We start from the raw sequence: 12,316 nt of genomic DNA on the forward strand, positions 1-12,316 counted from the left end.
GGCTAACAGAAGAATCTGCACCGCCAACGGTGGGCTGCCTCCGGCAGTTCGAAGAAAGCTCTACTATGATCATATCTTTTTCGCTGCATAATTCTTGTTCGAATAAAATGTGTCAAGTGATATTGACAAAACCATTCAGCTTTTGCAAACGATATATTTAAGGACGATTTGCAGTCCATATATCAGGAGCAGACGTTAAGCCGTGACGAATTGAAAGCTGTATCAAAAACGGAGTTTAAAAGTATTGTCAGAAAAGTTCAGCAAGGCGGTTTTGAAAATCCGCAGCTTGAAAATCTTATCCGCAAACTATATTCTCAGTTACAGAATGTTAAAGGCAAAAAAGTATATGGGTACCTTCCGCCTGATGTCAAAGAAACGGTCAACAGTATTTTTTCAGAACTTGCAAAAGACAATAATATCCGTCAGCTTTATGAAAAATGGTGCAGTTTGGAGAGCTTGAAATACAAGAGCTATACGCAAAAGGAAAAAGAACTGCCGCCATTGGTTGATAACAAAGTTTTTCAGCCTGTGCGGAATATGATAATCAGAACTGTGCTTGACATGAATTATCCTGTCATTGATGTAGAAATTGAAGAACCCGAACCAACAGAACAATTTGCGAATGATGACTTTTATGTTGATATTCTTCTGAAGTTTGATGAATCTGAGCAATCCGAAAATGATAAAGTAACATTTTCGGATAACGACGAGCCGACCGCCGAAGATTTCATTTGGAGCAATGAAAATGAGGTAACAGTCGATATTGAAGATTATGAACCTCAAAGTAAATACTATCTCAAATGGAGTACAGCATACAAAGAAGCTTGTAAGATTATTTACAACAAGCAATCAAAGCTTGAAGATTTCAAAAAGGCGGAACAGCTCTTGCTCTCCGAATCAAAGTCAGGCAATGTCCTTGCTATTCACGATTTAGGAAAATTGTATTCCACCGACAAGCTTGGCGCAAAAGACGAAGAAAAATCATTCGCATTCTACCAAGAGGCATTGCAGGGATTTATGGAGATAGAGCCGGATTCGGACTATATGTTCCCATACGAACCTAAATTCAAGGGACAGGTCATGAAACCTGCGGATATGCGTTCTTACGTTTGGTATCGCATTGGTAAAATGCATTGCTATGGGTTAGGCACAGAACAGGATTATGAAAAAGCGTTTCAATGGTTTTTGAAGTCATCTCAGGAGGGCCACAAATTCGCACAATACAGTCTCGCTAACCTATACTATTATGGCAACGGTGTGGAAAAAGATTTGTCGCAGGCCTTTTTGTGGTATCAGAAATCGGCTTCTCAGGGTCAGCCGTATGCTTCCTATGCCGCTGCGCAAATGTACAGCAAGGGTGAATATGTTGCTGAGAATAAAGAAACCGCACAGAGATATTACAAAGCTGCATTGTCAGGATTTCTTGAACTCGAAAGCAAGGATCAGGCTGACGATAACCTATTTTATAAAATTGGAGTTATGTACAAAAACGGACTTGGAACGGAAGCTGATATTTCAAAAGCCATTGATTACTTCAAACGTTCCGCTGAGATGAATAACAAGAATGGTCTGTATGAATATGGCAAAGCATTAATTCAGGGAAACCACATTGAAGCTGATTTGGAGAAGGGGTTGGAGTGTGTAGAAAAAGCAATGAAACTTAAAAATTCCAATGCAAAGCGTTTTTTTGCATTGGAATATATTTCGGGTGAACATTTTTCACAAGATATTGAAAAAGGACTATTTATGTTGACAGAATGTGCAGATAAGGGTGACAGTTTTGCTTGTTTTCAGTTGGGTCAGTTTTATTTGAAAGGTGAAATTGTCACGCAGGATTTAGAAAGAGCAGAGAAATATTTGCTGCTTGCAGAGGATAACGAATTCACACAGTATGCTTTTGGGAAGTTGTATTTGCAGGAAGAAAAGTATGATATTCAAAAGGCGGTAGATTACTTTGAAAAATCCGCTGATAAGAATATGTGGTCAAGCTATCAGCTCGGCAGGCTTTATCTTTTCGGAGCAGATGAACTTGAAAAGGATAAGGAAAAGGCTGTGGAGTGGCTCACAAAGTCCGCAAATGATGGTAATGAGTACGTTCAGAATATGCTTAACAATATTGATGATTTTGAAAATATGCTGCTTAGAAATACTGTTATGGGATTGTTTGTGAATTTAAGTCGCTGTATTGAGGATAATTATTTGCAGAAGCAGTGTTCTTTAAAAATACAAACTGATAGAAAGCTCAGAAAAATGATACAAAAGAGAAAGTCAGGAATTGGCATCAGAGAAGAACAAAATATGACTAACTAAGAAATATCTTAAAAGCTATATTCAAAGAAAAGATAGGTTTTCTCCCATATGTTATGTAAATCTCCAAAGTAGTGTATAATAAAAGAGCTGAGACCCACCGAAAAAAAGTCTGTAAAAACGCAGTCAACTATGGTAAAATATAAATAACACAGGAGGCTGATTTTTTATGGGAAGAAGAAAAAGAGAACCAATGAGCGAAGGAAAAAAGAACATCATCGGAATGCTGCTCGAGGAGTATGATATCCGATATCACAGACCGCCTCCTTCCGCAGATAGAGGACTGGCAGAAACGTCCTCTGGGCGAGGTTTATCTCATTGTATTTATTGATGCTGTACATTTTTCTGTACGAGAAAACGGACAGATAAAAAAACTTGCAGCATATGTAATCCTTGCAGTAAGTTTGACAGGTCACAAGGAAGTTTTATCCATACATATCGGAGAAAACGAAAGTGCAAAATATTGGCTTGGAGTCCTGAATGAGCTGAAAAATCGCGGCGTAAAGGATGTCCTCGTGATATGTGCCGATGGTCTTTCGGGTATGAAAGAAGCCGTAAATACGGCATTTCCACAGACAGAATTACAGCGTTGTATCGTTCATCAAGTAAGAAACACGCTGAAATATGTTGGTGCAAAAAACAAGAAAGAATTTTCCAACGATTTGAAAACCATTTATCACGCACCGTCTGAGGACGCTGCGCTTGAACAGCTTGAGCGTGTGACGGAGAAGTGGGAGAAAGATTATCCAAACGCCATGAAGAGCTGGTACAAAAACTGGGATGTGATCTCACCGATCTTCAAGTTTTCCGCTGATGTGAGAAAGGTCATTTACACCACCATTGCGATCGAAAGCCTTAACAGCGGCTATCGTCGTCTGAACAAGCAGAGAAGCGTATTTCCGAGCGATACGGCGCTCCTGAAGGTACTGTATCTTGCAACGCATGAAATAGCGAAAAAATGGACTATACCGCTGAGAAACTGGGGCATAGTTCTTGGCGAGCTGGAGATCATGTATCTCGACAGGCTAAGCTGAGCCGGCACAGTCAGTCTGCCTCCATTCCGCTACGCTCCATTCCAGCAGACTGACTGTTGAAGAACCTTGACAAATTACGGTATTTATTGTATACTGTAAAAAAATGAGCGGCTGTTTTTCAAGCCGCTCCACAATATCGTTTTTTATCACTGTTGTTGAATTTACAGAGATTTTTTCGCAGGTCCAGAGCTGCAGCTTATTTGGAAAAATCAGCCCAAAATTTCTTCGGACATGGAGAATAAAATCATCTCAATGTTACGCAAAAGGTGTGTCAACTGCTGACATTGAAGAGCATATCCGCAATATTTAGGTCTGAGCGTGTCAGAAAGAACTTATGGCTGATTTAAAATGTGTTTATCCCGCTGTTGATGTGCCTTCTGCGCATGATGCCATTGACGAATTTGCATCAATATGGGACAAGAAGTATCCAAAGATTTCAAAGTCATGGTATGAAAATCGGGCGAATCTAAGCACTTACTTCAAGTTTCTGCAGGAACTGAGAAAGCTGACTTACACTACCAATGCGATTGAGGGAATTAACAGTAAGCTGCGAAAGGTCACCAAAACAAAGTCGTTATTTCCAACCGATGAGAGACTGTTCAAAATGCTGTATCTTGCACAGAATACTTTTATGAAAATATGCAGATAAGACCGACGGTGGTTTCGACGATCTCATCAAATAGATTTGCTCTTTAATTTTGATATGCCATTCCGCAGCTATACAGAATTTAGAATCAGGTCATTTTTTGTCAAACTTGTATATAACACAATCTTAAAGTTTTGCATTTTTACAATGATAATATGTTCCGATTGCCCGGTCATCATATTCGTCAGTATATTTCAAGGTCGGCAAATCGCAGATGTAATAGTCCGCAAGTGAATTGTTGTGTATGGTAAGCTTTATGCCGTAATCGGTTTTGTATGCCGACTCTATAATTACAGTTTCCTCAGCCGCCTGGTACATTCTTTTCAGATATTTTTCCGAGTGCATATAATTATATATCAGCACAACCAAAATCACAGCCGCCCCAAGCAGTGCAGAATAAATTATCACGTTCTTTCCATACTTTTTGAAAAAATATTTCGCACCTGTTGACTTGCAGACTTTTTCTGTAATCCGCTCCCGTTCGGCAGCTGTCAGCCTGTAGGCATGTATTTTTTTTGACTTTATAAATCCCATTTGGTTTGCCTTTGAAATCATATATTGGTATGCCGCAGCTCTGCCTTTCAGTTTCCCGAAAATCACAGCCTTGCGAAGTAAAATGCACATTCTGTCCAACGCCTGCGGTCTGTCGCTGTCACTTTCCATAAGGCTTGAAAACAGCTCGTTTCCACCGTAATCAAGAAACTGCAAAAGGTTTTCACGCTTGTCCATTCTTATCACCCGACTTTGCAAGTACGTCTTCAAGCTTTGCTCCGAATTTTTCGTAAACCGTGTATGCAAGACTTTCAATAGGCGGCTTTGCGGCTTTCATCTTGTACATACGCTTGCCCTCACTGTCTGTGCAGGATACCAGACTTCCCACCTTTGTGGGATAGTTTTTGTTGTTTATCCGCTGAATTTCATTATAAAGTTCTGTTAGATGAGTGACATAAAATCCCCTTACCCCCACTGCCGCTATAATTTCAAGATGAATTTTTGCAATGTTTAAGCACTCAACTGGCGTGGTTGACTGAATGGATTCGTTGAGAATAACAAGACTTCTGTCGGTCATATATTCGCAGATTTTTTTCAGCTCCTTGATTTCCGTGGTAAATCGGCTTGAATTTATTCCGACAGCTTCTTCCTTTGGAAAATGGGTGAATATGTAATCGGCAGGGGAAATCTCTGCACTTTCCGCAGGAACGTACAATCCCATTTGTGCCATTAAATGACATACTCCCACCGCTCTTGCGAAAGTGGTTTTTCCGCCGTTGTTTGCTCCCGTCACCATATAAAACCGTGCGTAATCTGACATATCAATATCGTTTGCAACAATTTTTTCGGTCAGAATTTCCTGCGGATTTTGCGTAACAAGCTGCCTGTAGAAGTTGAGGTCAAAGACGTTTTTCAGCCTTGTAACACGCTTCTCAGAGGGGAGAAATTTCGGTCGGCACATTTTCATTCCCCTTGCCCTAACACTTGATATAAACTGTGCCGCTCCGCCATAGAAGTCAAGCTGTGATTCCAGCTCCGAAAGGTCTGAAAAAACCGAGGAACGATAGCTTTTAAGTGCTGCGGCAATCCGCAGGGCGAACTCCTTTGTGTATTTGCTCAGTTCACGGAAAAGGGCAGTGTCTATATCAATGGGAGTGTGCCTTGTTGCCGAGTTGAAATGCTCCTCGCCAATAAACTGCTCTCTGCCTGCAAAACTTTTGAACACAAGCTTTTCAAGAATATTTCCCTTGGGATAAATTTTGTCATATCCGATTTCAAGCAGTCCTGCACTGTCGGGATTCATAGCCGAATCAAAATTAACACCGATTTTTACGCTCCGTATGGTTTTTGAAAAGGTATCTTTCAGCTGTGAAATGCTGTATGCTATTTCGAAAATATTCTCTCTTTTTGGCAGTTTTTCAAAAAAACTGTGCAAGCCTTTTTACCGCTACCGACTTAATTGCGTGATTATACTTTGCAAAGAACCTGTTGATGTTTTCAATGCAGCCGAGAAATTCTTCAAGGCTGTCCATATGGGTCTTAATCTGCATAAACGAGTTGACACAATCAACATCTGAAAAGTCAATTCTGTTTCCTGCGAGTTCATTTATCAGCTGTCGAAATCTGCCGTTAAGTTCGGGGACATTCATAAAGTCCTCAAGACAATCCAGCCTGTAATCAAGGGTTTCAATGTCATCTGTAAACTCTTTCATTTTAGATGTTGCGACAGCAAAATTCATAGGTGCAATAAGTTTTGCTATGTTATCCGTTTCAAGATTGACCATAAAATCCTGCGGATAATTTTCATATTTTTTCTGCCGCTTTTTTGCATACTCCTCAGCCTCCGCCGACGGATAGAACAGATCTACATAATCGGTAATTTTCATTGTTTTCACTCCACAATTTATTTTGCTGTAACAATATTCCCGTCACTAATCTCAATAACCCTGCCGCATTGCTCCGCAATCTTCGGGTCGTGGGTAACTATAACAACCGTCCTGCCCTGTTTGTTCAGGGACTTGAAAAGCTCCATAATCTCAGCGGAAGTCTTTGTGTCCAGTGCTCCCGTCGGTTCGTCCGCCAAAATCATTGACGGTTCATTGACTATCGCTCTGGCAATTGCCACACGCTGCTTCTGTCCGCCCGAAAGTTTGCTGCATAGCTTTTTGGCAAGCTCCTCAATGCCTACCGATTTCAGTGCCGCAAGGGCTTTTTCTTTCTTGTCACTGACTTTCTTTTTGGAAAAATTCAGCGGTATCATCACGTTTTCCAGTGCCGTGAAATCCTCAACCAGTGCAAAATCCTGCATAACCATCCCGATTTTCTCGTTTCTGATTTTTGCATACTGACTTTCGGAAAGGTCTTTCACAAGCACATCATCAATGTAGTATTCGCCCTCCTGATAGTTGTCAATGCAGGCTAAAATATGCAGAAGCGTTGATTTTCCTGCACCCGATTTTCCGATAATCGCAATAAGCTCACCGTCCCGAATTTCTGCCGAAACACCGTGGAGAGCCTTGAATTCGTTGGCTTTCTTTGAATTATATATTTTTACTATGTTATTAAGTTTTACCATTACTATTCCTCCGATAATATTATTGCTTTTTTTATAGCCTTTGATGTAAGGATAATGCAGAAAATGATACAGGATACCAAGATATATACAGCACACACAATCAGGCAAATGGTGATCTGTTTCCAGCCCAATGTAATTACTGTTTTGCTGAACAATCCTGCCTTGTAGAAAATCAACGATCCTGCTATTGAAATTATCAAAGACACAATGCAAATCAGCCCATTGTAAATTACATTGATTGTAAGCAACTGTTTTCTTTTTGCACCACCCAAAAACAGTATGGCTTCGTTTCTCATATTATTTTTGCAGTTAATCGCATTAACGCTCACTGACGCAATCAGTACAAGCAGGTATATTGCACACATTATTGGCATCAATGTGTACAACTCTCTATAAACAATGGTCTGACTGTTGTTGTTCAACTGAGAAAACTGTATCGCAAATGATAATACAGAAAGATTCTCGTTGATATATTTTCTGTTGTAAAGCTTTTCATCATCGGAAATATTCCGGTTGTACTTTATAAAAAGGGAGTCTGACATTACTGAATCCAAATCGGTTTTATTCCACTCCTTATCTGTAAAAAACAATACAGGTTCATTATATACAATGCTGTCCGCTGAATACCCAAGAGATTCGAGTTTCAAAGCAATCTCCTCGTTTGTAAAGCCTTTGTTTTTAAGCTGGTCATTCAGACAGTTGAAATGTGTAGAAAGCATTAACTGATAGGATGGTTCATTTGATTCATATTCCGAGTTTGCTCCAAGGTATTTTTCATTATCACCAATTACACCGATTATTCTGACCTTCAACGTTCCATTTTCAGTTTCAAATTCAGCAATATCATTAACATTATAGCCTTGATAATTTCGGGTAATTACAGCCTGCGGTATATCATCGGATTGCTTGGAATCAGTTATCCACGAACCTTTTTCTATTGTCGGGCGAAAAAGATTTGCAGAATAATCATCATATACAAGTGCATATGCGGTCTTAACCTCGTTAGTTTGTGTATCAACGCCTGTTTGCAGGGACGCAAAGTTTACAGACGAGATAAAATCAACATCTTTCAGCTGAGTTTTGATTTCATCTGTGTTTTCCAAAAGTCCGCCATTTTCATTATCTTTCAAAAAATATCCACCACAATACAATCCCTCGCCATTAAGCAGCGGTTTGACAGCCTCATATGAGGAAGCCTTTTCGTCTATTATCGATGTCATAATTATTCCGATAACAAAAACAGCAATCAGCTGGAGGCTTATTAAAACATTGATAAACGAGTGCTTTTTCAGGAAGATACCGATAACCCTGCCGTATAACTTAATTCTCATTTCAATCCCTCCTTAATTTTTTTGCCGAGATTATGATGAAGCAAAAACAGATTAAGAAGATACGATATTGCAGAGTAAATCAAAATTATTTCTGCGTAAACATATGGATTATATGCAGCTTTCATAAGCGGAAATTTAGCTGAAAGTACAGTAAGAATAAATTTATCATAGCACAAAGCTGAAATAATGCTTACAGGAAGCATAATAAGAATAATCTCATTTGCGGTTGATATGCTCAGATTTGAGGTTAACCCTCCGCAGATACGCATAATGGTCAGTTGTCTTGTTCTGCTGATAATGATGTAATTATACAGAATGGAAATGTTCAATGCCGAAAGAATGGCAATGATTACCGAAATCAGTACAACTGTTATGTAGTAGGAAGTGTTTGATGCCAAGTCGAATGCCGGTTCATAAAGAGTGATTTTATCTTTGAAAAATTCGCTGATATATGCGGTAAAATCATCATATTCAGATTTAGTGATTTTATTGTTGAGTGCAAGATAAACCCCGTCGTTCATAATTGTATCGTCGGGGACTGAGCTGAACGGAACATAGATACTGTAAAAAAAATAGCTGCTGTTAGCAGGGTTTATTGTGCCGATAACATCATAGCTCTGACCGAATGCTGTAACCGAATTTGTATATTCGGGTGCTGAAGTCGGCTGATTTACATTTCCGCTGCCCATTACAACAGCCTTTTTTTCTCCGTTTGAATATTGCTCCTGCGTGAAAAAACTGCCGTCCTTAATTACAAGGTCATCAATCATTGGCTGAAATACTTTATCGGAATATTCAAATTTTCCTTCAGAATACTGAAGATAGAATGCGACAGGTATTTCCTCATCAATTCCGCTTACCTGCGTGGACGAAAAACAGGTAATATATGAAACATCACCCATAAGCTTATTCGGCATATTCTTCACAAACTCACAAAAATTTTTTTTTGTAATAATGTCATTTATGGAAAAACCGACAGCATAGCTGTCAATTTCGCCGTCCTCAATATTTTTGCTGTACTGATAGTACAATCCAACACCGAAAAACAAAACCCCGAATGAAACAAACATAGAAATCACAAGTAGAACCAGCATACCGGTATGATTTTTCATCATATTTCTAAGATTTTTCAGCGTGTACATTCTTTCCTCCTTCAAACCCATTAAGCAATGCATTATCTGATGTTATTCAGATAATGCATTGCCTTTGTAAAATGTTCAATTGATTTTTATTAAAATTTCTTTAATGCATATTTAATTCGGAGCAAAGCCCGATGTAAGCGTAGCTTTTCATCGGCTGCGACGAGGCAAGCTTGCCGCAGGAGCTTTAGCTCCTCAGGGTTATATATTAGTAATCAGACTGAATATCCTTAAAAACTCTATTATCTTTCATGACTAGAGTTCTGGCAGAATACTTATAACTAGTATTACGGTTATGGGTTGTTGTTGCTTTCAAAAGCTGACCTTTGGACAGCGTACCTTTTTTCCATCCAGAAGGAGTATAAGAACCGATTTTTGCTGCAGAAGTCTTGTAATAAAGGGTTGACTGTACAGAGTAATTTGTTTTTGTAGTTGAAAGATTCGTTACCGTTCCCACTGAATCTGTCTCGCTTGGAGTATAAGACGTATATGCAAGTATAATTCGATAACTATCCTCATATGATGCTTGATACGCACTAGCACCTATAGCACTCATAGAAGCCATTATCATAACAGCAGCACCCATAGCCGCAATTTTCTTCTTAAGTTTCATATTGAAAACCTCCTTGAAATTTTTTATTGCTTTCATCATAAGACAAACGCAATACTCCCGACCTAAAGTCTGTATTCTAAAAAAACCATCTTTAAGCAAAGTAAAAGACAATTTCTATACTTGCTATGACAAGTATTACAGTACTTTGAAAACCTTTGAATCAATCTTCTTCCTGCACAAAATGATTAATTCAGCTCAAAACTATACTAGTGTAGATCGTAATAGTCGAATATGCCAATCTTTTGAATTGTGTTTTTTGATGCTTATCTCTTGTAGATGTTCTTTGGCTCTTTAGTCTGATATCCACCGTATGCCGAAGCTGCTCCACAAGCCAAAATTGCTGTATGTTTTGCAATCTTCTGAATCATTTCAGCTAGTAGTTTTTTTAAACTTTTCACATTAATCACTTCCTCTCTCTTTAATCTTTGCTGCAATCATGAGCAAGGCAATTAAAAAAGTTGTTAATATAATCATTGTACCTAGATAACTTCTCGAAAGAAACAATCCGGTACAATTAATTATTAAAGTTATAACTATCCCTATTATTTTAAGCTTTATTCTTTTCGAATCATCAATTGGTTTATTCTTATTCTCTATAGGACCCAAGATAGAAACTATCAGTTCAGTAACACAGATTAAAACAATAATAATCAATAGGGAGAATTTATTAGAAAATATACTATTGGCTAAAGCGGTTAATATGAATGTAGTACACATCAATAGATTGCACCTAAAGTATGTGTCGGCATGATAGCCTCCGGTGAATGATCTGATAAGTATAAATAGTGTAAGAAAAACAATACTTTCGATTATATGATGAATAAGGATACCTGCTATTACAACAAGAACTATGTTAAGTAACGATGAAATACTTATTTCTATTCCATATCTATAAAAGTCTTGTACATCTGATTCATCACTGATTACATCTTGTTCCGTAATAAAATTAACAATCTGAGATACCAAGTAATTCATAATTTTCACCTTGCTTTTTTTGAATTTTACAATATAAAATATCTTTCGTCAAGCGTTTTGGCATATTGTGCAGTTTTCAGGCACAAAAAAATAACTCGGCATAAGCCGAGCTATCATATGAGTTAAGTTTCTAAGATTATAGAGCAGCAGAAAGCATTGTCAATTTCATAGTAATCATATCTTCCACTGTATTTATTTACTATGTCCCTAATAATAGAAGTGCCAAGTCCATGGTTTATGATATCTTTCTTTGTGGTTTTTAATTTTGGATTTTCGCTAATAACAGACTTATCTAGAGAATTTTTCACTATAAATGTATAAATGTTGTTTTCTTTACTGATTTCCAAATAGATAAACTTGTTTAAATCTGGCGGCATAGCTTCACAGGCTGTGATCGCATTTTCCAAAGTATTGCTCAATAAGTCACATAGATCAAGCTCATTGATACCTACAAAGTCATTTACCGTAATACATGACACCTTTATTCCTAAAGTTGATGCAGTAGACAATTTAGAGTTGATTATTGCATTTGCAACTGGATTATTGGTTTGAACAAATGTCATTGTAGCTTTAACAATGCCGTTGGATTGTTCAATAAATTCCAAAGCATCTTCGGTTTTGCCACTTGTGAGCAATTCATAAACGGTGGTAAGTTGATCCTTTATATCGTGCCTTATTTTTCTGATCAGCTCGTATTGAGTCTCCGCATTATTAACATACTGTTCCATATACTGTTCTTTTACGGATAGTACCTTCATATTCTTTATCTGAGCATTCTTGAAGAAGAGTGAATAAATAACGTAAAACATTAGGAAATTCAGTATAATGATAACCAGGTATGATAAATTGATGTATATTCTTTGCGTATCATCCGCATTGAGTGAAAGTACATGGAGAAGTGATACTAGAATAAAGGAAGATATTAATACTGTGATAATCGGAGACCAATCTGATATTGTATAACTGTCAGAGAATTTGAACAGCTTGATTATAATTTTCAAGGAGATCCAAAGAGAAATCTGGATTACAATCAAAGTCATGAATCTTACGCTATTATCATTTGTAATCAAGTCCTTGACGCTTATTCTATTTAGAGATGATAATAAATTAAGTTCAACAGAAGTGATAAGCAGCAGAATAATATTGGGAATGATCGTTGATAGTAGTTTTTTAATAAATACTGTCGTTAAAGGCAATAATGGCA

Annotated in this window: 12 protein-coding genes and 2 pseudogenes; 4 read left to right on the plus strand and 10 right to left on the minus strand. The window is 37.9% G+C overall.

Going from position 1 to position 12,316, the window contains the following annotated elements; translation table 11 throughout:
* Nucleotides 1-144: 144 nt before the first annotated feature.
* From mobL to DW793_RS12625, 4 genes and pseudogenes are all read left to right on the plus strand, one after another.
* Nucleotides 145-1,302 (plus strand): annotated as a pseudogene (gene mobL / locus DW793_RS12615) (relaxase MobL); the annotation flags it as partial.
* Between the two features lie 42 nt (nucleotides 1,303-1,344).
* Nucleotides 1,345-2,310, plus strand: a complete 966-nt coding sequence (locus tag DW793_RS16010; protein ID WP_390624685.1) for an SEL1-like repeat protein — start codon at nucleotides 1,345-1,347, stop codon at nucleotides 2,308-2,310.
* A gap of 233 nt (nucleotides 2,311-2,543) precedes the next feature.
* Nucleotides 2,544-3,341, plus strand: a pseudogene (locus tag DW793_RS12620) (IS256 family transposase); the annotation flags it as partial.
* 334 nt (nucleotides 3,342-3,675) lie between these two features.
* Nucleotides 3,676-3,990: a transposase gene (locus DW793_RS12625; RefSeq protein ID WP_038670460.1), complete on the plus strand. Its 315-nt coding sequence runs from the start codon at nucleotides 3,676-3,678 to the stop codon at nucleotides 3,988-3,990.
* A gap of 123 nt (nucleotides 3,991-4,113) precedes the next feature.
* Here DW793_RS12625 and DW793_RS12630 read toward each other — a convergent pair whose 3' ends face one another.
* The 10 genes from DW793_RS12630 to DW793_RS15495 form a co-directional block, all read right to left on the minus strand.
* Complete coding sequence (locus DW793_RS12630) at nucleotides 4,114-4,716, minus strand: hypothetical protein (RefSeq protein ID WP_038670458.1); 603 nt, start codon at nucleotides 4,714-4,716, stop codon at nucleotides 4,114-4,116.
* Nucleotides 4,703-5,914 carry a MutS-related protein gene (locus DW793_RS12635; protein ID WP_118158348.1) on the minus strand — a complete coding sequence of 404 codons (1,212 nt, stop codon included), beginning with the start codon at nucleotides 5,912-5,914 and terminating at the stop codon, nucleotides 4,703-4,705. Before DW793_RS12635 ends, DW793_RS12630 begins: the two co-directional genes overlap by 14 nt.
* Entirely contained in the window at nucleotides 5,898-6,365 is a 468-nt protein-coding gene (locus DW793_RS12640) for a hypothetical protein (protein WP_118158349.1), read from the minus strand. Before DW793_RS12640 ends, DW793_RS12635 begins: the two co-directional genes overlap by 17 nt.
* Nucleotides 6,366-6,382: 17 nt before the next feature.
* Nucleotides 6,383-7,054 carry an ABC transporter ATP-binding protein gene (locus tag DW793_RS12645; RefSeq protein WP_038670449.1) on the minus strand — a complete coding sequence of 224 codons (672 nt, stop codon included), beginning with the start codon at nucleotides 7,052-7,054 and terminating at the stop codon, nucleotides 6,383-6,385.
* 2 nt (nucleotides 7,055-7,056) lie between these two features.
* The gene (locus DW793_RS12650) at nucleotides 7,057-8,184 is read right to left on the minus strand and encodes an ABC transporter permease (protein ID WP_147342208.1); all 1,128 of its coding nucleotides are present in this window, start codon (nucleotides 8,182-8,184) and stop codon (nucleotides 7,057-7,059) included.
* A gap of 197 nt (nucleotides 8,185-8,381) precedes the next feature.
* Nucleotides 8,382-9,527 carry a hypothetical protein gene (locus tag DW793_RS12655; protein WP_038670447.1) on the minus strand — a complete coding sequence of 382 codons (1,146 nt, stop codon included), beginning with the start codon at nucleotides 9,525-9,527 and terminating at the stop codon, nucleotides 8,382-8,384.
* Between the two features lie 205 nt (nucleotides 9,528-9,732).
* Entirely contained in the window at nucleotides 9,733-10,137 is a 405-nt protein-coding gene (locus DW793_RS12660) for a hypothetical protein (protein ID WP_038670445.1), read from the minus strand.
* A 263-nt stretch (nucleotides 10,138-10,400) separates the two neighbouring features.
* A complete protein-coding gene (locus DW793_RS15715) occupies nucleotides 10,401-10,535 on the minus strand; it encodes a hypothetical protein (RefSeq protein WP_260647650.1) in 135 nt (44 codons plus the stop codon).
* Between the two features lies 1 nt (nucleotide 10,536).
* Nucleotides 10,537-11,112: an accessory gene regulator B family protein gene (locus DW793_RS12665; protein ID WP_038670443.1), complete on the minus strand. Its 576-nt coding sequence runs from the start codon at nucleotides 11,110-11,112 to the stop codon at nucleotides 10,537-10,539.
* Between the two features lie 122 nt (nucleotides 11,113-11,234).
* Nucleotides 11,235-12,316: sensor histidine kinase (locus tag DW793_RS15495; RefSeq protein WP_147342209.1), on the minus strand; the 1,082-nt coding region annotated here is incomplete at its 5' end.

The organism is Ruminococcus sp. AM31-15AC (genome assembly GCF_003462045.1).
Taxonomy (GTDB): domain Bacteria; phylum Bacillota; class Clostridia; order Oscillospirales; family Ruminococcaceae; genus Hominimerdicola; species Hominimerdicola aceti.

Excerpts from the sequence above, each read along its gene's own strand:
- DW793_RS12660 (WP_038670445.1), bottom strand. The coding sequence starts at position 10,137 with ATGAAACTTAAGAAGAAAATTGCGGCTATGGGTGCTGCTGTTATGATA.
- DW793_RS12640 (WP_118158349.1), bottom strand. The coding sequence starts at position 6,365 with ATGAAAATTACCGATTATGTAGATCTGTTCTATCCGTCGGCGGAGGCT.
- DW793_RS12655 (WP_038670447.1), bottom strand. The coding sequence starts at position 9,527 with ATGTACACGCTGAAAAATCTTAGAAATATGATGAAAAATCATACCGGT.
- DW793_RS16010 (WP_390624685.1), top strand. The coding sequence starts at position 1,345 with ATGTACAGCAAGGGTGAATATGTTGCTGAGAATAAAGAAACCGCACAG.
- DW793_RS12665 (WP_038670443.1), bottom strand. The coding sequence starts at position 11,112 with ATGAATTACTTGGTATCTCAGATTGTTAATTTTATTACGGAACAAGAT.
- DW793_RS12625 (WP_038670460.1), top strand. The coding sequence starts at position 3,676 with ATGGCTGATTTAAAATGTGTTTATCCCGCTGTTGATGTGCCTTCTGCG.
- DW793_RS12630 (WP_038670458.1), bottom strand. The coding sequence starts at position 4,716 with ATGGACAAGCGTGAAAACCTTTTGCAGTTTCTTGATTACGGTGGAAAC.
- DW793_RS12645 (WP_038670449.1), bottom strand. The coding sequence starts at position 7,054 with ATGGTAAAACTTAATAACATAGTAAAAATATATAATTCAAAGAAAGCC.